Source organism: Solirubrobacter ginsenosidimutans (assembly GCF_027587205.1).
This window is the reverse complement of sequence record NZ_JAPDOD010000013.1, coordinates 80574-100791: the sequence shown is the minus strand read 5'-3', so window position 1 is coordinate 100791 and position 20218 is coordinate 80574. Positions and strand designations below refer to the sequence as shown.

19 protein-coding genes are annotated in these 20218 nt (G+C 70.4%); 16 read left to right on the top strand and 3 right to left on the bottom strand.

All coding sequences use genetic code 11. From position 1 onward, the window contains the following. The first annotated feature begins 26 nt into the window (after positions 1-26). The 8 genes from OM076_RS15245 to OM076_RS15210 all read left to right on the top strand — a co-directional run bounded on the left by OM076_RS15245 (position 27) and on the right by OM076_RS15210 (position 7761). Complete coding sequence (locus OM076_RS15245) at positions 27-806, top strand: COG4705 family protein (protein WP_270040860.1); 780 nt, start codon at positions 27-29, stop codon at positions 804-806. 88 nt (positions 807-894) lie between these two features. Further along, positions 895-1830: an ATP-binding cassette domain-containing protein gene (locus OM076_RS15240; protein ID WP_270040859.1), complete on the top strand. Its 936-nt coding sequence runs from the start codon at positions 895-897 to the stop codon at positions 1828-1830. Next, positions 1827-2639 (top strand): ABC transporter permease subunit, encoded by an 813-nt coding sequence (locus tag OM076_RS15235; protein WP_270040858.1) that lies wholly within the window; start codon positions 1827-1829, stop codon positions 2637-2639. The genes OM076_RS15240 and OM076_RS15235 overlap by 4 nt, the downstream gene beginning before the upstream one ends. A 41-nt stretch (positions 2640-2680) precedes the next feature. Continuing rightward, complete coding sequence (locus OM076_RS15230) at positions 2681-3841, top strand: sensor histidine kinase (RefSeq protein WP_270040857.1); 1161 nt, start codon at positions 2681-2683, stop codon at positions 3839-3841. Next, complete coding sequence (locus tag OM076_RS15225; RefSeq protein ID WP_270040856.1) at positions 3838-4497, top strand: response regulator; 660 nt, start codon at positions 3838-3840, stop codon at positions 4495-4497. Before OM076_RS15230 ends, OM076_RS15225 begins: the two co-directional genes overlap by 4 nt. 69 nt (positions 4498-4566) lie before the next feature. Further along, positions 4567-5379 carry a COG4705 family protein gene (locus OM076_RS15220; RefSeq protein ID WP_270040855.1) on the top strand — a complete coding sequence of 271 codons (813 nt, stop codon included), beginning with the start codon at positions 4567-4569 and terminating at the stop codon, positions 5377-5379. 16 nt (positions 5380-5395) lie between these two features. Further along, positions 5396-6730 carry an NAD-dependent epimerase/dehydratase family protein gene (locus OM076_RS15215; RefSeq protein WP_270040854.1) on the top strand — a complete coding sequence of 445 codons (1335 nt, stop codon included), beginning with the start codon at positions 5396-5398 and terminating at the stop codon, positions 6728-6730. After that, positions 6727-7761, top strand: a complete 1035-nt coding sequence (locus OM076_RS15210; RefSeq protein ID WP_270040853.1) for a DegT/DnrJ/EryC1/StrS family aminotransferase — start codon at positions 6727-6729, stop codon at positions 7759-7761. Before OM076_RS15215 ends, OM076_RS15210 begins: the two co-directional genes overlap by 4 nt. Here OM076_RS15210 and OM076_RS15205 read toward each other — a convergent pair. The 3 genes from OM076_RS15205 to OM076_RS15195 form a co-directional block, all read right to left on the bottom strand. Beyond that, positions 7702-8388: a polysaccharide deacetylase family protein gene (locus OM076_RS15205; RefSeq protein ID WP_270040852.1), complete on the bottom strand. Its 687-nt coding sequence runs from the start codon at positions 8386-8388 to the stop codon at positions 7702-7704. The genes OM076_RS15210 and OM076_RS15205 overlap by 60 nt on opposite strands. Before the next feature lie 3 nt (positions 8389-8391). Further along, positions 8392-9531 (bottom strand): MGDG synthase family glycosyltransferase, encoded by a 1140-nt coding sequence (locus OM076_RS15200; RefSeq protein WP_270040851.1) that lies wholly within the window; start codon positions 9529-9531, stop codon positions 8392-8394. Between the two features lie 160 nt (positions 9532-9691). Further along, positions 9692-10459 carry a DeoR/GlpR family DNA-binding transcription regulator gene (locus OM076_RS15195; RefSeq protein ID WP_270040850.1) on the bottom strand — a complete coding sequence of 256 codons (768 nt, stop codon included), beginning with the start codon at positions 10457-10459 and terminating at the stop codon, positions 9692-9694. A 209-nt stretch (positions 10460-10668) separates the two neighbouring features. Here OM076_RS15195 and OM076_RS15190 point away from each other — a divergent pair, with 209 nt between their 5' ends. The 8 genes from OM076_RS15190 (at position 10669) to OM076_RS15155 (ending at position 20214) form a co-directional block, all read left to right on the top strand. Next, positions 10669-12183, top strand: coding sequence for a sugar ABC transporter ATP-binding protein (locus tag OM076_RS15190; RefSeq protein WP_372518046.1), 1515 nt, complete (start codon positions 10669-10671; stop codon positions 12181-12183). Between the two features lie 67 nt (positions 12184-12250). After that, a complete protein-coding gene (locus tag OM076_RS15185; protein WP_270040848.1) occupies positions 12251-13297 on the top strand; it encodes an ABC transporter permease in 1047 nt (348 codons plus the stop codon). Further along, positions 13290-14291: an ABC transporter permease gene (locus tag OM076_RS15180; RefSeq protein WP_270040847.1), complete on the top strand. Its 1002-nt coding sequence runs from the start codon at positions 13290-13292 to the stop codon at positions 14289-14291. The genes OM076_RS15185 and OM076_RS15180 overlap by 8 nt, the downstream gene beginning before the upstream one ends. Continuing rightward, positions 14260-15360, top strand: a complete 1101-nt coding sequence (gene rhaS / locus OM076_RS15175) for a rhamnose ABC transporter substrate-binding protein (protein WP_372518043.1) — start codon at positions 14260-14262, stop codon at positions 15358-15360. Before OM076_RS15180 ends, rhaS begins: the two co-directional genes overlap by 32 nt. A gap of 19 nt (positions 15361-15379) precedes the next feature. After that, the gene (locus tag OM076_RS15170; protein WP_270040845.1) at positions 15380-15682 is read left to right on the top strand and encodes an L-rhamnose mutarotase; all 303 of its coding nucleotides are present in this window, start codon (positions 15380-15382) and stop codon (positions 15680-15682) included. Further along, the gene (locus OM076_RS15165; RefSeq protein WP_270040844.1) at positions 15675-17015 is read left to right on the top strand and encodes a rhamnulokinase; all 1341 of its coding nucleotides are present in this window, start codon (positions 15675-15677) and stop codon (positions 17013-17015) included. Before OM076_RS15170 ends, OM076_RS15165 begins: the two co-directional genes overlap by 8 nt. Then, positions 17012-18148 carry an L-rhamnose isomerase gene (gene rhaI / locus OM076_RS15160; protein ID WP_270040843.1) on the top strand — a complete coding sequence of 379 codons (1137 nt, stop codon included), beginning with the start codon at positions 17012-17014 and terminating at the stop codon, positions 18146-18148. The genes OM076_RS15165 and rhaI overlap by 4 nt, the downstream gene beginning before the upstream one ends. After that, positions 18145-20214 (top strand): bifunctional aldolase/short-chain dehydrogenase, encoded by a 2070-nt coding sequence (locus tag OM076_RS15155; protein ID WP_270040842.1) that lies wholly within the window; start codon positions 18145-18147, stop codon positions 20212-20214. Before rhaI ends, OM076_RS15155 begins: the two co-directional genes overlap by 4 nt. Positions 20215-20218: the final 4 nt, after the last annotated feature.

Here is a 20218-nt window from a genome sequence, read left to right as displayed (position 1 = left end):
AGGTACTCCGCGCGACGCTGCGGCGCATGCGGATGACCACACGCCAGATGCTCAACAAGGTCCCAGAGGTCACCCTCTACTTCTGGGTCATCAAGATCATGTGCACGACGGTCGGAGAGACCGCGGCCGACTATCTCAACGACAACCTCGGCTTCGGATTGACGTGGACGACGGTCGTGACCGGCGTGCTGCTGGGGGTGCTGCTCGTGATCCAGTTCCGGCTGCCGCGCTACGTCCCGCCCGTCTACTGGCTCGCGGTGGTGTTCATCAGCGTCTTCGGCACGCTGATCACCGACAACCTGACCGATCGCTTCAACGTCTCGCTGGTGATCAGCACGGTCGTCTTCGCGATCGCCCTCGCCGCCACGTTCGCCGCCTGGTATCGCAGCGAGCGCACGCTCTCGATCCACTCGATCGTCACCACCCGCCGCGAGGCGTTCTACTGGCTCGCGATCCTGTTCACGTTCGCGCTCGGCACCGCGGCCGGCGACCTGTTCGCGGAGAAGCTGGCGCTCGGGTTCTGGGTCTCGGCGCTGATCTTCGGCGGCGTCATCGCGCTCATCACCGCCGCGTACTTCTGGCTGGCGATGGACGCCGTGCTCGCCTTCTGGCTGGCCTACATCCTCACCCGCCCGCTCGGCGCCTCGATCGGTGACGGCCTGTCGCAGTCCTCCAAGAACGGCGGGCTCGGGCTGGGGACGACCGGGACGAGCTACCTCTTCCTCGGCTGCATCCTCGCGCTCGTCGTCTTCCTGAGCCTCACGAAGCGCGACCAGACTCCCGCCGAGCTCCCGGCATCGGCCTGACGCCTACGACCTCCGGATGACCCTGAAGCCGCAAAGTCCATCCTCGCGGCGCATGGTGCGCGGCGGCGTGACGCGTGACGCTTGAGCCATGATCGAAATCGACCATGTGACCAAGCGCTACGGCGAGAAGCTCGCGGTCGACGACGTCAGCTTCGTCGTCCGGCCAGGCGTCGTGACCGGCTTCCTCGGTCCCAACGGAGCGGGCAAGTCGACGACGATGCGGATGATCGTCGGGCTCGACGCTCCCACCAGTGGGAGGGTCCGGGTCAATGGCCGCAGCTACCGCTCCTTCGAGGCGCCACTGCACGAGGTCGGTGCGCTGCTCGAGGCGCGCGCGATCCACACGGGACGCTCGGCCTACCACCACCTGCTGGCGATGGCGCAGACGCATGGCATCGGCCGGCAGCGGGTCGACGAGGTGATCGACATCGTCGGCCTCGCCAGCGTGGCGCGCAAGCGGGCGGGCGGGTTCTCGCTCGGCATGGGGCAGCGGCTGGGCATCGCGTCCGCGCTGCTCGGCGACCCACAAACGCTGATCCTCGACGAGCCCTCCAACGGCCTCGACCCCGAGGGCATCCTGTGGATCAGGACGCTGCTCAAGCGCCTGGCCGGGGAGGGCCGGACCGTGTTCCTCTCCTCGCATCTGATGAGCGAGATGGCGGTCACGGCGGAGCACCTGGTGATCGTCGGGCGCGGGCGGGTGATCGCCGACACGACGGTCGAGCAGGTCGTCGCGCAGGCCTCGGCCGACGCGGCGGTCCACGTGCGCGCGCCCGAGGCGACGGCGCTGCGCGAGGCGCTCGCGGCCGAAGGCGTCCACATCCGCAGCGCGGAGCGCGGCGTGCTGGAGATCCGCGGGCTCTCCGCCGAGCGGATCGGCGAGCGCGCCGCCGAGCAGGGGCTCGTGCTCTACGAGCTGACACCGCAGTTGGCCTCGCTGGAGGACGCGTACATGCGCCTGACCGCGGACGCCGTCGAGTACGGCACACATTCGACCCACGAGTCGCTGGAGCTGGTGGCATGAGCGCGTTCGCCGCCACCACCTTCCGCGGGCGGGTCACCCAAGTGCGCGTCGCGCGCTCGGAGTGGACCAAGCTCTGGTCACTGCGCTCCACGCGCTGGTCGCTCCTCGCCGCCGTGCTGGCCATGGCAGCGCCCGGGATCGTCATCGCCGCCGTCCAGATGAACCGCTGGGCCACGATCTCGGCCGAGGAACGCGCACACTTCGACGCGATCGACACCGGCGTCGGCGGATACCACCTGGCCATGCTCGCGATCGGCGTCCTCGGCGTGCTCGTGATCAGCGGCGAGTACTCGACCGGGATGATCCGCTCCAGCATGATGGCCGTCCCGCGACGGCTGCCGGTGCTGATCGCCAAGCTGTCGATCTTCGCCGCCGTCACGTTCGTGCTGATGCTCGCCGCGACGTTCGTGTCGTTCTTCGTGGTGCAGGCGATCGTCGCCGGGCATCACCTCGATCGCACGCTGGGCGATCCGCACGCGCTGCGGGCGGTCGTCGGCACCGCGCTCTTCCTGACCGTGCTGGGCGCGCTCGGCATGGGGCTGGGCGCACTGACGCGCAACACCGCCGGCGGCATCGGCGCCTTCGTCGCACTGCTGTTCGTCCTCCCGGGCGTGACCGCGCTGCTGCCCTCGACGACGTCGGACGCGATCAACCCCTACCTGCCGCTCAACGCCGCCATGGCGGTGGCGACGAGCACCTTCGAGGATTCCCATCACCTGTCGCCGTGGGCCGGGTTCGCGGTGTTCTGCGGGTACACGGCGGTGGTGGTCGGCGCCGCGGCGGTGCTGCTCGTCCGGCGCGACGCGTAAGTACCGTGGGGAGCGTGCCGCAGCGAGCGTCGTCCGCGATCATGCGTCTCGCCACCCTGCTGCGGCGCCACCCGCTGATCGGCGACGCGGCGCTGGTGGCGGGCCTGCTCGCGGTGGGCCTGCTGTCGGGCGGGGGAGACATCCCCGACTCGGGGGCGAGCCGCGCCTTCACGATCGCCCTCGCGCTCCCGCTGCTGGTCCGCCGGCGCCGGCCGGTTCTCGCGTTCGCGGCGATCGCGGCGATCGCGTTCATCCAGTGGCTGTGCGACGTCCGGGCGTTCGGCGACGCGGCGCTGCTGATCGCGCTCTACAGCGTCGCGGTGGCCGAACCGACCCGCACCACCGTCGCCGCCGTGGGGGTCGTGGAGGCGGGCATCCTGCTCGCCGTCCTGCGCTGGAGCGAGGGTCCGGGCCATCTCTACGCGTTCGTCGGGCTCTCCGGGCTCGCGACCGCCGCCGCGGTGTTCGGGACCAGCACCCGCAATCGCCGCGCGCTGCTGATCTCGCTGCACGAGCGCGCCGAGCGCCTCGAGCGCGAGCGCGATCAGCAGGGCCGGCTCGCCGCCGCCGCGGAGCGGGCGAGGATCGCGCGAGAGATGCACGACGTGATCGCCCACAACGTGTCGGTGATGATCGCGCTGGCCGACGGGGCGACCTATGCCATGGAGCACGAGCCCGAGCGGGCCGAGCACGCGATGCGGACCGCGTCGCGCACCGGCCGCCAGGCGCTGACCGAGATGCGGCGCCTGCTCGGCGTCCTGCGCGAGGATCACGACCCGGCGCAGCTCGCTCCGCAACCCGGGCTGCGCGAGCTCGACGAGCTGCTCCAGGACGTCCGGACGGCGGGCTTGCCGGTGAGCTACGAGGTCAGCGGCAGCCCAGAGGCGCCGCTCCCGCCCGGCCTGCAACTCGCGGTCTACCGGATCGTCCAGGAAGCGCTCACCAACACCCTCAAGCACGCGGGTCCGGGGGCGAGCGCGCGGCTGCGCGTGCACCACGGCCCGGAGGCGATCGAGGTCGAGGTCGTCGACACCGCCGACGGTCCCGCCCCGCACCCGCCGGGCGATTCCGGTGCCGGCCTGCGCGGGATGCGCGAGCGCGCCGCGGTCTATGAGGGGCTCGTCGAGGCCGGGCCGGGACGCGACGGCGGCTGGCAGGTCCGTCTCACGGTTCCGCTGCTTCGATCCGGCGCGCCGGTATGACCACCCGCATCCTGCTCGTCGACGACCAGGAACTGCTCCGCATGGGCTTTCGCATGGTCCTGGAGGCGCAGGACGACTTCGCGGTCGTGGGTGAGGCGTCCAATGGGGCGGAGGGCGTCGCGCTCGCCAAGGCGCTGCAACCCGACGTGATCCTGATGGACGTACGGATGCCGGAGTTGGACGGCGTGCAGGCGACGCAGGCGCTGGTCAGCGCCGGATGCCGCGCGCGGATCATCATCCTCACGACGTTCGATCTCGACGAGTACGCCCACGCGGCGCTGCGCGCGGGAGCGAGCGGCTTCCTGCTCAAGGACGCGCAGCCCACCGACCTGCTGTCGGCGATCCGCGCGGTGGCGAGCGGCGACGCGGTCGTCGCGCCGAGCACCACGCGGCGCCTACTGGCGACGATCGCGCACCAGCTGCCCGCGGCCGAGCCGCTCGACCTGGCCGCCTCGACCTTGACCCCGCGCGAGCGCGAGGTCCTGCTCGCGGTCGCCCGGGGGCTCTCCAACGCGGAGATCGCCGACGCGCTGGTCCTCTCGGAGGCGACGGTCAAGACCCACGTGGGGCGGATCCTCGCCAAGCTCGAGCTGCGCGACCGCGTGCAGATCGTGATCTACGCGTACGACCACGGCCTCGTGCCCGCGCGCGGCTGAACGCAACCTGAACGGACGCGCCGATCGCGGCGTCCTCTCACCGTCCGTCGCGACGGTGACGCGATGGACATGACACGGACGACCACGTCCCGAGAACCGCTTGCGGCCAAAGTGCCCGAGATCACCCTGATGTTCTGGGTGCTGAAGATCCTCACCACCGGCATGGGCGAGGCCATGTCGGACTTCCTCGGGCAGAAGAGCGTGCCGATCGGCGGCGCGATCGGCGTCTTCGGCTTCGCGTACGCGATGCGGCTGCAGCTGCGCCAGCGCGAGTACCGCGCGCCGGTCTACTGGTTCGCCGTGATGATGGTCGCGATCTTCGGCACGATGATCGCCGACGTCCTCAAGGACGGCACCGGCGTCTCGTACGCGGTGACGACCCCCGTCTTCGCCGCTCTCACCGCGTACGTCTTCTTCCGCTGGCACCGCAGTGAGGGCACGCTCTCGATCCACACGATCCTCACCCGCCGGCGTGAGCGCTTCTACTGGTGCGCGGTGCTCTCGACGTTCGCGCTCGGCACCGCCGCGGGCGACCTCACGGCGATCTCGCTGCACCTGGGCTTCCTCGACTCGGTGTTCCTGTTCGCTGTCGCCATCGTCATCCCGGGCCTGGCCTGGTGGCGCGGCAACCTGAATCCGATCGTCGCGTTCTGGAGCGCGTACGTGATCACGCGCCCGCTCGGCGCCTCGGTCGTCGACTGGCTCGGAAAGCCGCACGCCCAGACCGGTCTCGGGCTGGGCGACGGAACCGTCAGCGCCCTCGCGCTGATCCTCTTCGTCGCCCTGGTGGCCTATACGGCGGTGACCAAGCGCGACATCCAGCCGGCGCGTGATCGAAACCTGAACATCTCGTATCCGCTCGGCTCCGGCTCATCGATCTGACGTTAGGGTGGCGGCAATGCTCCGTGGCTCCTCTGTGCTCGTCACCGGCGGGTCGGGCTTCATCGGCTCGCACGTCGTCGATCGGCTGCTCGCGGCGGGCCACCGCCCGCGGATCTTCGATGTCCGCCCGTCTCCCTACCACCCGGACGTCGACGCGGTCGAAGGCGATCTCGACGATCTCGAGGGCGTGTGCGCGGCGCTCCGTGGGTGCGACGCCGTGATCCACCTCGCGGCGTCGGCGGACGTCAATGAGGTGTTCGCCGACCCGGTGGACGCCGAGCGCCGCAACGTCCGCGGCACGCTGCACGTGCTCGAGGCCGCCCGCCGCTGCGACGTCGGCCGCGTCGTCTACGCCTCGACGATCTGGACCTACTCGGACACGACGGCCGATCGCCACGAGGAATCGATGCCGCTCAGTCCGCCGGCGCACTTCTACACCTCGACCAAGCTCGCGGGCGAGCTGTACTGCCACAGCTACGCGGAGCTCTACGGGTTGGAGTACACGATCCTGCGGTTCGGCATCCCGTACGGCCCGCGCGCGCGGCCCGCGGCGGTCGTGCCGGCGATGGTCGGGCGGGCGCTGGCGGGAGAGCCGCTGACGGTCGCCGGCGACGGTTCGCAGTCGCGCCGGTTCGTCTACGTCGAGGATCTGGCGGCCGGCGTCGTGCGGGCGCTCGACCCCGTTGCGGTGAACCGGACCTACAACCTCGTCGGCGATCGCGACGTGACGATCCGCGAGGTCGCCGAGACCGTCTGCGCCGTGGTCGGCGACGCGGAGATCGACTTCGTGCCCGGCCGCACCGGGGACTTCGCCGGCGCGCCCGTGTGCGGCGAGCGCGCGGCGGAGGAGCTGGGCTGGCGCCCGACGACGGCCTTCGAGGACGGTGTCCGCCGCTACGTGGCGTGGCGCCAGGAGGCGGCGACACCGGTGGTCGTGACGGTTCCCGCGCGCGAGCGGGTCGTGACCGCGCTGATGCGCCGCAGCGCGTGGGCGCTCGGCTGGGCGCTCGTGACCGCGGTCCTGTTCGTCGGGCTCGCGGTGCTGATCCCGCTCGACTCCGACCTGAATCGCTACAACACGTTCTTCAGCGTGCTCCTGCTGCTCCTCCCGCTGTGGCTGGCGGGCGGGTTCCGATGGGAGGAACCGACGGCGTCGCGCCTGCGCGCGGGCTTGTGGGGCGCCGCGGTCGTAAGCCTCGCGCTCGCGCTCGTGCCGTGGCCCGCGGCGGTCGACGTCGGTTCCGGCCACGCGACCCTGCTCGTGCTGCTGGCGGTGGCGGCCGGCGGCGCGGAGCGGCTGGTCGAGACCCGGATCGCCCTTCCCACCTGGCTCGGCGCGTCCGGCGGGTGAGCGGCCTCGGGCAGTTCGCGATCGGCTTCGACGAGCGCGATCGAGCGCGCCTGCACGCGCTGTGGGACGACGTCATCACCTCGCAGCGCTGGTCTGAAGGGCCGCTGACCGCGCAGTTCGAGGCCGCGTGGGCGGCGTGGAACGGGCTGGACGCGGTCGCCTTCTCGGGCTGGACGGGGGCGGCGCTGGCGGCGCTGGAGTTCGCGGGTGTGCGCGGCGAGACCGTGCTGTGCCCGTCGAACACGTTCATGGCCACGCCGCTGGCCGCGGTTCATGCGGGGGCGAAGGTCGAGTTCGTCGATTGCAACCGCGAAGACCTCTGCATGTCGTTCTCCGACCTCGAGGCCAAGATCGCGGTGCACCGGCCGAAGGCGGTGTTCCTCGTGCACATCGGCGGGCACATCGCATTCGACGTCGAGCGCATCGCCGCGCTGTGCCGCGCCGAGGGCATCTTCCTGATCGAGGACTGCGCGCACGCGCACGGCGCGGAGTGGCACGGCCGGCGGCCGGGGACGTGGGGCGACGCGGGCGTGTGGTCGTTCTACGCCACCAAGACCGTCTCCACGGGCGAGGGCGGGATGCTGGTCGCGCGCTCGCCGGAGCTGCTCGAGTTCGCGCGCGGCTTCCGCAACTACGGCAAGCCCGATCACGCGATCAGCGGGCTGAACTTCCGCCTGAGCGAGTTCACCGCGGCGCTCGGGCTCGTGCAGACCGAGCGCATGCCCGAGATCGTGCGCTTCAAGAACGAGGCGGCGCGGCGTGAGCTCGACGCGGCGCATCCCGGCCGGCTGCGGCTGCCCGACGGCATGGTCTCCGGGTTCTACAAGTACGTCGTCTTCGACCCGATCGAGCGGTCCACCGGCAAGGTCTACGACGCGCCTTGCCACCGCATCATGGGCGCCGCGGGCGAGTTCCCCAACAGCGACTGGGTCGCCACCAACCACTGGTGCGTGCCGTTGTACTACCACCCCTCAATCGAGCTGGGCGAAGTCGAGGCCGGCGCTGGCGACGGCCTCCAGCACGCGCGGTAGCGCCGCGGCGGTGGCGCGCCAACTGCCGGGCGCGCTGTAGTCGTCGGCGTCGTGCAGCAACAGCACGTCGCCGTCGCGGACGCCGTCGGCGACCGTCGAGGCGATGCTGTGCGCGGTGGCCCGGCGCGTCCAGTCGCGCCCCCAGCGCGACCACAGCGTGGGCGTCCAACCCCGGGCTCGGACGTTGTTCAGCGCGGGCCAGGAGTAGATCCCGTACGGCGGGCGGTGCACGTTCGCCGCTTGCCCCGTGACGTCGGCGATCACCGCATGCGCGCGGTCGAGATCGCTCGCCACGCCCGCGGGCGAGATCCGCAACAGGTTGCGATGGCGGTGCCCGTGGACGGCGACCGCGTGGCCCGCCGCGACGATCTCCGCGGCGACCGTGGGCGAGCGCAGCACCTGCTCACCGACGAGGAAGAACGTCGCGTGCACGTTGGCCGCGGCGAGGATCTCCAGGATCGCGGGCGTGCCCTGCGGGTGCGGACCGTCGTCGAAGGTGAGCGCGACCCCGCGCTCGATCGTCGTCCGGATCGCGAGCGGCCGCGAGACGAGGGGGGTCAGGGGCGCGAGCGCGGGCACCGTCCATGCGCCCGCGGCGACCGTTCCGGCTGCGAGCGCTACCCGCATCCGTCAGCGCCCGGCCAGCGCGAGGACGGCGTCGGCCGCGGTCGGCAATGAGGCGTAGCCCTCGAAGCGCGGGCGCGGCGCCGCGAGCGCGGTGTCCAGCGCCACCGCGAGCTCCGGCGGGTCGGTTGCGACCGCCGCGAGCCCGAACCGGCGGTACGCGCGGTTGTTGAGGCGGATGTGGCCGATCCCCCAGCCGTAGGAGATCGCCCACGTGCCGCACAGCTGCGCTTCGAGCATCGTCAACCCGGCGGTCGAGTGCATCAGCACATCGGCCGCGGACAGCCATTCGCACATGCGGTCGGTGAACCCCTCGACGCGGACGCGGGGCTCGCGCGCGAAGCGCTCGCTCAGGCGGGACCGGACACCCGCGTTGGTGCCGCACAGGCACACCGCGATGGCGCCGGGGCGCGCGAGCACCGTCTCCGTCGCCGCCGCGAGGTCGCCGACGGCCCAGCCTCCCCCGGAGACGACGACGACGGGTCCGGCCGCTGGGAGGCCGAGCGCCGCTCGCGCCGCCGCCCGCGTCGGCGGGGCGTCGAACTCGGGCCGCGAGAACCCACGGACGTGCCGGATGTCCGCCGTTGGCCCGGCGACCCGCTCGACCTCCTCACGCGACTCCTCGTGGATCAGCAGATGCAGATCGAGGCCCGGATGCGCCCACCAGTACAGCGCCGCGAGATCGGTGATCGCCGCCACGCACGGAACCGGCAACCGGCCCATCCGGCGCAGCCGCCCGAGCACTTCGGAGGTCCCCGGGTAGGTCGAGACGATCACGTCCGGCCGCTCGCGGCGGATGCGCTTGAGCAGCCCGCGCGCGCCGAGCGCCATCGCCAAGACGCCTCCGGCCTTGCGTGTCGGCGCGAACCGCGCGATCAGCCAGTACTGCAGATCGAACACCGGGCGGGCGTGCTGGAGGATCGTCTCCATCCCCGAGCGCGCCACGGCCTGCGCCCCGCGCCCACCCGCCTCGAGCCCATCGGCCACGACCACGTATGCGTCCGGCTCGCGCTCGCGGATCGCCTCCGCGAGCAGCGCCGCCGGCAGATCGTGGCCCGCGCCGATGTCGGCGGTGAGGATCAGGACGCGAACGGACAGCTCACGGCGGGAGGATACGGACGCACGGTGAGGATTCGCGGCTCTCATTCTGACGAGCCTGATTGCGGAGCGCCACGGGTAGCACCCGCCCAACGAACCGAAAGGCTGGCCCCGAAGTGCTCACGATCCTGCTCATCATCATCGTTCTCCTCCTGCTCTTCGGCGGCTTCGGCTACAGCCGTCGCGGCCGCCGCGGCGTGTAGCGCCCTCAGGCGGTCAGAACCGTCGTACCTCCGAGCCGCAGGGCGTCCACCTGCGGTTCGTCGAGGTCGGTCACGACCATCGTGGTGACGTCCGCGATCGGTGCGATCACGCTGAGGCCTCGCACCGAGAGTTTGGAGTGGTCGATCAGCAGCACCGAATCCGAGGCCTGCTCGATCATCGTGCGCTTGAGCTCGGCCTCGAGCGGTTCGGCGTCGGTGAGCATGCCGTTGGCCGCGATGCCCTTGACCGAGAAGAACAGGCGGTCGGCGAAGTGGCCCTGCACGGTGCGGACGGCGAACGGGCCCACGAACGAGCGCGTCAGCCGGCGCAGGTTGCCGCCGATCCCGATCACCTCGAGCTCCGGCCCGCTCTCGCGGAACAGCAGCTCCATGACCGGCAGCGAGTTGGTCAGGACGGTGGCCGCCATGTGGGTCTCCACCAGGCGTCGCGCGACGTAGTAGGTCGTCGTCGAGGAGTCGAGGAAGATCGTCTCGTGGGGGGTGAGCATGCCCACGGCGGCTTCGGCGAGGCGCACCTTCTCGTCGGCATCGACGTCCAGGCGGCGCGCGAACGAGTCCTCGTGGGCGCTGATCGTCGGCAATACGGCGCCCCCGTGCGTGCGGCGCGCGACCCCGCGGCGTTCGAGCTCGGCGAGGTCGCGGCGGGCGGTCATCGGCGACACGCCGAAGAGCTCCTCGACCTCCGCGACGGTCACCGCGCCGGTCGTGCGCATGCGGTCGGCGATCTCGCGCCGGCGCGTCTCTGCCAGCACACCGGGTGTCTCATCTGATCGTCTACGTGCGATTGGTATCTCCTCCGGCGTTCAGACAACCAATGCGTGATCGCTTTGTCAAGGATTTGCGCGAAAACGATCGCCAAACGATCACAGAAACTCGCAGTTCGCTCTTGACAGACCAAGATCGCTCTGTTTTGATCGTGTTCTGTTGTTTCGAGGGGGAGGAGCCTCAAATCAACCAGCAACTGACAGCTGAGTCGTCGACACCGATCATCGCCCTGAAGGGCGCCAGCAAGTCCTACGGAGCCGTTCGTGCTTCGCGGGACGTCTCGATCGCGCTGAGCTCCGGAGAAGTCCGGGCGCTCGCGGGTGAGAACGGCGCCGGGAAGTCGACGATCGTGCGCATGCTCGCCGGCGTCCAGCGTCCCGACGAGGGAGAGGTGCTGGTCGACGGCGCGCCGGTGACGTTCCACGGTCCCGCCGACGCCCGCGACGCCGGCGTCGCGGTGATCTACCAGGAGCCGACGCTCTTCCCCGACCTCTCGGTCGCGGAGAACGTGATGATGGGGCGGCACCCGCTCGGCTCGATGCGCCGCATCGACCGCCGCGCGCTACATCGCACGGTGCAGGAGCTGATGGACCGCCTGGGCGTCAAGCTCGACCCCGAGCAGCCCGTCCGCGGGCTCTCGATCGCCGACCAGCAGCTGGTCGAGATCGCCAAGGCCCTGAGCTTCGACGCCCGCGTCCTGATCATGGACGAGCCGACCGCGGCGCTCTCCGGCCACGAGGTCGAGCGCCTGTTCGGCGTCGTGCGCACGCTGCGCCAGCGCGGGGCGGCCGTGCTCTTCATCTCGCACCGGCTCGACGAGATTTTTACGATTTGCGACACGGTCACCGTGCTTCGCGACGGTCAGGTGACGCACGACGGCACGACCGCCGGGATGACCACGGACGACCTCGTGCGCCGGATGGTCGGCCGCGACCTCAACCAGCTCTTCCCGAAGCAGGAAGCGAAGATCGGCGAGAAGGTGCTCGAGGTCAAGCGCCTCACGCGCGAGGGCGTGTTCATCGACGTCTCGTTCGACGTCCACCGCGGCGAGATCGTCGCGCTGGCCGGCCTCGTGGGCGCCGGACGCAGCGAGGTCGCCCGCGCGATCTTCGGCGTCGACACCCCCGACGCGGGCGACGTCTTCGTCGACGGCCACAAGCTCAAGCGCGGCTCTCCCGCGGCGGCGATGAAGGCGGGCATCGGCCTCGTGCCCGAGGATCGCCGCCAGCAGGGGCTCGTGATGGAGCTCTCGATCGAGCGCAACATCGGCCTCACACGGCTGCAACAACTGCGAAATAGGCTCGGTGTGATCGGTACCGGCTCCGAGGCGAAGCTCGCCGCGGACTGGGCGACCAAGCTCCAGCTCAAGTACCACAAGCTCGCCGACCCCGTCGGCTTCCTCTCGGGCGGCAACCAGCAGAAGGTCGTGCTGGGGAAGTGGCTCGCCACCGGCCCGAAGGTCCTGATCATTGACGAGCCGACGCGTGGCATCGACGTGGGCACGAAGGCGGAGGTGCACCGGTTGATGTCCGAGCTCGCAGGCGAAGGCCTCGCGGTGCTGATGATCTCGTCCGAGTTGCCCGAGGTGCTCGGGATGGCCGACCGCGTGCTGGTGATGCACGAGGGCCGGATCGCCCGCGAGCTCTCGCGCGCCGAGGCCGACGAGGAGTCCGTCGTGCGCGCCGCGACCGGCGCCGGGGTGGCAGCGTGAGCGACCCTGGCAACCCGCAGACAAGGGTCCACACGCATGGCCCAGGGACCCACGGACCGGTGACGAGATGAGCGCCCAAACCGCCAGCGCGCCGGCGCCGGCCAACGACGCGCCGCCGGCACAGCGACGCTCCTTCATCGACACGGTCGTGCGCGCGCGCGAGGTCAGCCTGATCGGCGTCCTCGCGATCCTCGTGCTCGGCGTCTCGATCAAGGAGCCGCGGTTCCTGAACGCGCAGAACCTGCGCGACATCCTGCTCAACGTCACGATCGTGGCGCTGCTCGCCGTCGGGCAGACGATCGTCGTCGTCACGCGCAACATCGACCTGTCGGTCGGCTCGGTGCTCGGCATCACCGCGTTCGCGACCGGCGTGATGTTCGCCGACCATCACATGCCGATCGTCCTCGTCTTCATCCTCGGGATGCTGTTCGGGGCGTTCTTCGGGCTGATCAACGGCGCGATGGTCGCGTTCGCCAGAGTCCCGTCGCTGGTGATCACCCTCGGCACGCTGTACGTGATCCGAGGGATCGACTACGCGTGGGCGCACGGGCGCCAGATCAACGCGTCCGACATGCCCAACGGCTTCCTGAAGCTGGGCACCGCCGAGATCCTCGGCGTTCCGATCCTGCCGCTCTTCGCGCTCGCGGCGATGCTGATCGTCGGCACGGTCCTCGGCCGCGCGAGGATGGGCCGCGAGCTCTACGCGATCGGCTCCAACCCCGACGCCGCGCTGCTCGCGGGCATCCGCACCACCCGCCGCGTGCTCGGCGCGTTCGTCGCGAGCGGGGCGATCGCCGGCCTGGCGGGCGTGCTCTACGCCGCGCGCTACGGCACGCTCGACGCGGCCGCGGGCAACGGCATCGAGCTCTCCGCCGTCTCCGCGGTGGTGGTCGGCGGCGTGGCGATCTTCGGCGGCGCCGGCACGGTCTACGGCGCGGCGCTCGGCGCCCTGCTCCTGGCCACGATCCGCTCCGCGCTGGTGATCCTGCAGGTCAACCCGTTCTGGGAGCAGGCGATCAACGGCGCGCTGCTGCTGCTGGCGATCGGCCTCGACGCCTTCCTGGCGAAGCGATTGGCCCGCGAACTGCGAAAGAGGGCCTCCCACCGTGTCTGAGCTCAAGACGCGCCTCGCGCGCTGGGAGACCGTCACGGTCTTCCTCCTGATCGCCTCGATCATCTACGGCACGACCTCGTCGCCGGACTTCTTCACCGGCGGGAACCTCAACTCGATCCTCTCGGACATCGTCGAGATCGCGATCATCGCGCTCCCGCTCACCTTGATCATCATCGCCGCCGAGATCGACCTGTCGGTCGCGTCGGTCCTCGGCCTCACCAGCGCCCTGATGGGCTACCTGTGGAACCACGGCTGGGCGATGGAGATGATCATCCCGACGGTTCTGGTCGCCGGGGCACTGGCCGGAGCACTCAACGGCGTGCTGGTCACACGCCTTGGACTGCCGTCTCTGGCCGTCACGATCGGCACGCTGGCCATGTACCGCGGCCTCGCGTACGTGATCCTCGGCGACCAGGCCGTCGCGGACTTCCCGTCCGAATTCACCAACTGGGGCTTCGGCACGTTCGCCGGCACCCAGCTGCCCAATCCGTTCATCGTGTTCATCGTGCTGGCCGTCGTCTTCGGCGTCGTCCTGCACTTCACGGGCATCGGGCGCTCGATCTTCGCGATGGGCGCCAACGAAGAGGCCGCGCATTTCTCCGGTGTGCGCGTCAAGCGGATCAAGTTCTGGCTCTTCGTCATCACCGGCATGATCTCCGCGCTCGCCGGCATCATCTTCACCTTCCGCTTCGCCTCGGCGCGAGCGGACAACGCGAACGGCCTCGAGCTCTCTGTCGTCGCCGTCGTGCTTCTCGGCGGCGTCTCGATCTTCGGCGGCCGCGGGAATCTGCTCGGCGTCATCTGCGCCGTGCTGCTTCTCGGGACGCTCCGCAATGCGCTGACGATCAATGACGTCTCCGCTGAGGTGCTGACCATCGTCACGGGCAGCCTGCTGCTGCTCTCCGTCCTCGGCCCGAGCGTCACCGCGCGGGTTCGTGAGGCCCTACGAACCACCAAATCCCGTGAGGAGGGAAAAGTTGTTCAAGTCCAGTAAGGCGGGCCTGGCGGCGCTCACGTTCGCCGGCATGCTCACCGTCACCGCGTGCGGTTCCACCAAGGACAGCACCGACAAGGAAGCCTCCAGTGGTTCAGGGGCATCAACCGCGAGCACACCGGCCGCCGACGCCGGCGGCGCGATCAAGTCGGGCCTGAAGATCGCGTTCCTGCCCAAGCAGATCAACAACCCGTACTTCACGATCTCCGACAAGGGCGGCGAGGACGCCGTCAACGCGCTCAAGGGTGAGTTCAAGCGGGTCGGTCCGTCGGATGCGAGCGCTTCGTCGCAGGTCAGCTACATCAACACGCTGACGACGCAGAAGCAGGACGCGATCGCCATCAGCGCCAACGATCCCAACGCGGTCGTCCCGGCGCTCAAGAAGGCGCGCGCGGCCGGCATCAAGGTCGTCACGTATGACTCGGACACCGATCCCGCGGGTCGTGATCTGTTCATCAACCAGGCCGCGGCTGAGGATCTGGGGCGCACCGAGGTGCAGCTGTTGGCCAAGCAGATCGGCGACGGCGGCGGGGACATCGCGATCCTCTCGGCGACGCCCAACGCGACCAACCAGAACACCTGGATCAAGTTCATGAAGGACGAGCTCTCCAAGCCGGAGTACTCGAAGTTCAAGCTCGTCAAGACGGCGTATGGCAACGACGACGACCAGAAGTCCTTCGAGGAGACGCAGGGCCTTCTGCAGGCGTACCCGGACCTGAAGGGCATCATCAGCCCGACGACGGTCGGCATCGCCGCCGCCGCGCGCTACCTGCAGGGTTCGAAGTACAAGGGCAAGGTCAAGCTGACCGGTCTCGGCACGCCGAACCAGATGCGTGACTTCGTCAAGGACGGCACCGTCGACGGCTTCGAGCTGTGGGATCCGGGCAAACTCGGCTACCTCGCCGGGTACGCCGCGGCCGCGCTGGCCTCGGGCACGATCACGGGCGCCGAGGGCGACAAGTTCGACGCCGGCGACCTGGGCGAGAAGACCGTCGGCGCCAAGGGCGAAGTCCTGCTCGGCCCGCCGACCGTCTTCGACAAGACCAACATCGACAACTTCGACTTCTAAGTCGAACCCCGCGCGCACCATGGAACGTGTCTGCTTCGTGGTCCGGGTGCGCGCGCACCGCCTCGACGAGTACCGCGAGCGTCACCAGGCCGTCTGGCCGGAGATGCTCGCGGCGCTCAGCGCGGCGGGCTGGACGAACTACTCGCTGTTCCTGCGCCCGGACGGCCTGCTGATCGGCTACCTCGAGACCGAGGATTTCGCGGCCGCCCAGCGTGCGATGGAGGAGACTGAAGTGAACGCACGCTGGCAAGCGGAGATGGCGCCGTTCTTCGAGTCCGAGCTGACCTTCGAGCGCGTGGAGGAGGTGTTCCACCTTGACTGAATATGCGGCCATAGATTTCGGCGCCTCGAGCGGCCGGGTCGTGTGTGGGCGCTTCGACGGCCGCGTGATGGTCCTCGAGCCGTGCCACCGCTTCGCGAACCGCCCCGTCCGGCTCCCGGACGGGCTGCGCTGGAACCTGCTGCACCTCTTCACCGAAGCGATCGGCTGCCTGCGCGGGCGCAAGCTCGACGGCATCGGCGTCGACACGTGGGGTGTCGACTACGCGCTGCTGGACGAGCACGGCCGCGTGCTCGGGCTCCCGTTCCACTACCGCGACGACCGCACGGAGGGCATCGCCCACGTCGACGGCTACGCGGTCACCGGCATCCAGGACATGCCGATCAACACCGTCTACCAGCTGCTCGCCGAGCGCGACTCGGTGGCGCTGCGCGAGGCCCACTCGATCGCGCTCGTGCCCGACCTGCTCGCCTACTGGCTCAGCGGCGAGCTGGCCAACGAGATCACCAACGCCTCGACCACCGCGCTGCTGGACGCGCGCACGGGGGAGTGGGCGCGCGGGCTGATCGCGGAGCTCGGCCTGCCGTCGCGGCCGTTCGGCGCGCTGATCGAGCCCGGCACGCTGCTCGGCCCGACGCTCGCCCACCACGAGCTCGAAGCGCCGGTCTACACCGTCGCCTCCCACGACACCGCTTCCGCCTACGCGGCGACGCCGCTGCGCGACGAGCACTCGGCGATCCTGTCGTCGGGCACCTGGTCGCTGCTCGGGGTCGAACTCCCCGGGCCGGTGTTCACGGATTCCGCGCTGACCAACGAGCGCGGCGTCGACGGCACGATCCGCCTGCTCAAGAACGTCATGGGCCTGTGGCTCGAGCAGGAGTGCGCGCGGGTGTGGGACGCGGGGTTCGCCGAGCTGCACGCCGCCGCACGCGCCGTCACCGGCACGGTGCCGATCTTCGACCCCGACGACGAGCAGTTCCTGCGCGGCGGTGACATGCCCGCGATGATCGAGCAGGCGTGCGGCCGGCGGGACATGACCCGCGGGGAGATCGTGCGCTCGATCTACGTGTCGCTGGCCTACAAGTACCGGCTGGTGCTCGAGCGCCTGGAAGCCGCATCGGGCCGGGACGTGCGCACGATCCATGTCATCGGCGGCGGCGCCCAGAACGAGCTCCTGTGCCAGCTCACCGCCGATGTCACCGGCCGCGAGGTGCTCGCCGGCCCGGTGGAGGCGACGGCGCTCGGCAACGTGCTCGTCCAGGCCCGCGCCTCCGGCGAGCTCGGCTCGCTCGCCGACATGCGCGCGGTGTCCGCCGCGTCCTTCGAACCCGTCCACTACGCCCCATCTGCCGTCCCCGAGGAGATCCCGTCGTGACCGACCTGACCCAAGCCTTCCGCGAGCTCGTGATCGAGACCCCCTCGTGGGGCTACGCGGACTCGGGCACCCGCTTCGGCGTCTTCCCGCAGCCGGGCCGGCCCCGCGACACGTTCGAGAAGCTCGACGACGCCGCCGAGGTGCACCGGCTCACCGGCACCGCCGGCTCCGTCGCGCTGCACTTCCCGTGGGACGCCGTCGACGACTACGACGAGCTGCGCGGGGAGATCGAGTCGCGCGGCCTGCGCGTCGGCGCGGTCAACCCGAACCTCTTCCAGGACCCCGATTACAAGCTCGGCTCGGTCACGCACCCCGACGCCGTCGTGCGCGAGAAGGCCGTGGCGCACATGCTCGAGTGCGTCGAGATCGCGACCGGGCTCGGCGCGACTGCGCAGTCGCTGTGGCTCGCCGACGGGACCAACTACCCGGGCCAGGACGACCTGCGCGAGCGCCGCCGGCGGATGCTCGACTGCCTCGGCCGCGTGTACGAGGCGCTGCCCGCCGAGCAGGAGCTGCTGGTCGAGTACAAGTTCTTCGAGCCCGCGTTCTACGCGACCGATCTGGCCGACTGGGGCAGCGCGCTGCTGACCTGCCTGAAGCTCGGTGAGCGCGCGAAGGTGCTGGTCGACCTCGGCCATCACGCGCAGGGCACGAACATCGAGCAGATCGTCGCCTTCCTCGAGGCGGAGGGCCGGCTCGGCGGGTTCCACTTCAACAACCGCAAGTACGCCGACGACGACCTGATCGTCGGCTCGGTGAACCCGTTCGAGCTGTTCCTGATCTTCGTCGAGCTGACCGCCGTCGGCCGCCTGCCGCGCCTGACGATCGATCAGTCGCACAACATCGAGGCCAAGGTCGAGGCGATGACGCTGTCGGTCGTCAACCTGCAGGAGGCCTACGCGAAGGCCCTGCTGGTCGACCGCGCGGCATTGCGCGCCGCCCAGGAGTCCGCCGACGTCCTCGGCGGCCACGAGGTCCTGCTCGACGCCTTCAACACGGACGTCCGGCCCGCGTGCGCAGAGGCGCGCGTGGCGCTCGGCGCCGCCGAGAACCCGATCCGTGCCCTCCGCGAGTCCGGCTACGCCGAGCGGATGGCCACCGAACGTGAGACCCAGACGGAGTTGACCCGATGAGCACTGTGACACCGTTGATCGACCATGTAGAGGACCTTTGGCCGCAGGATGGGGTGCCCGAGGACACACTCGGGCAGGTCGTCCTGGCATCGCACCTGCTGGGCGCCAACCGGGCCGTGTCCAACTTCGGCGGCGGCAACACGTCGGCGAAGGGCCCGACGACCGATCACGTGGGCCGCGAGGTCACCGCGATGTGGGTCAAGGGCTCGGGCTCCGACCTGGCCACGATGGGCCCGGAGCACTTCACGCCGCTCAAGCTCGACGAGCTGCTGCCGCTGATGGACCGCGACTCGATGTCCGACGAGGACATGGTCGCCTACATCGCGCGCTCCCAGCTCAACCCCGCGGCGCCTCGCGCCTCGATCGAGACGCTGCTGCACGCGTTCATCCCGGCGCCGCACGTCCACCACACCCACCCGGACGGGATCAACGTCCTCGCGGGCACGCGCGACGGCGAGCGCCTGGTGCAGGAGTGCTTCGGCGATGCTGCCGCCTGGGTCCCGTACATCCGGCCGGGCTTCACGCTCTCCAAGCAGGTCGGCGAGGCCGTGCGCGACAATCCGGACCTGAAGCTGATCGTGCTCGGCAAGCACGGCCTGATCGTCTGGGGCGACACCGCCGAAGAGGCGTACCGCAAGACGATCGAGGTCATCAACCAGGCCGTCGCGTTCGTCAACGAGCGCACGGGTGACGTGCCGCGCTTCGGCGGGCGCAAGCTGCGCGTCGAGAACGGCGGCGGGCTGCTGCACGAGCTGCTGCCGGCGATCCGCGGCGCGGTGTCGAGCGAGCGCGCGAAGGTGCTCACCGTCGACACGTCCGATCGCGCGCTGGAGTTCGTCTCCAGCGTCGAGGCCGAGCAGCTCGTCACCGTCGGTGCCCCGTGTCCCGACCACCTCGTGCACACCAAGCGGCTGCCGCTCTGGATCGCGTATGACCCGGACACCGACGACGCCGAGACGCTGCGCGCGCGGATCGCCGCGCGCGCCGACGCCTACCGCGCCGACTATCGCGCCTACTTCGAGGCCAACGCCGGCGAGGGCGACGTCGCGGGGGACCCGGACGCGCGGATCGTGCTCGTCCAGGGCCTCGGGCTCGTCTCCTCCGGCACGACGACGAAGCTGTCGAAGATCTCGCGTGACCTGTATCACCGCGCGATCGAGGTCATGGCGGGCGCGCAGGCGCTCGGTGAGTTCGTGTCACTCGACGCCGCCGAGAGCTTCGCGATCGAGTACTGGCCGCTCGAGCTGTACAAGCTCGCGCAGGCGCCGGCGCCCGGTGAGCTGCAGGGCAAGGTCGCGCTGGTGACCGGCGGCGCGGGTGGCATCGGCCGCGCGATCATCGACACGCTCGCTTCCGCGGGCGCGTGCGTGGTGGCGTTCGACCTGGACGCCGACGGCGCGACCGACGCGGTCAGCGGGTACGGCGACCGCGGGCTGGCCGTCGGCGGCGATGTCACCTCCGAGGACGCGGTGGCAGCGGCGTTCGCCGCGGCCGTCGATGCGTTCGGCGGCGTCGACATCGTCGTCTCCAACGCCGGCATCGCCTCCAGCGCGAGCATCGAGGAGACGTCGCTGGCCGAGTGGCAGCGCAACCACGCGATCCTCGGCACCGGCTACTTCCTGGTCGGCCGCGAGTCCTTCCGGGTGCTCAAGCAGCAGAACTCGGGCGGGGCGATCGTCTTCATCGCGTCCAAGAACGCGCTGGTCGCCGGCAAGAACGCCGCCGCGTACTCCTCGGCCAAGGCCGCGGAGCTGCACCTCGCCCGCTGCCTGGCCGAAGAGGGCGGGGCGGACGGCATCCGGGTCAACACCGTCAACCCGGACGCGGTCCTGCAGGGCTCGAAGATCTGGGGCTCGTCGTGGCGCGAGGAGCGCGCCGCCGCCTACAACCTCGACCCCGAGGAGCTCGACGAGCACTACCGCCAGCGCAACACGCTGAAGGTCTCGATCTTCCCGGGTGACATCGCCGAAGCCGTCATGCACTTCTCGTCCGAGCGCCGCTCGGGCAAGAGCACCGGCAACATCCTCAACGTCGACGGGGGCGTGCCGGCGGCCTACTCGCGCTGAGGCC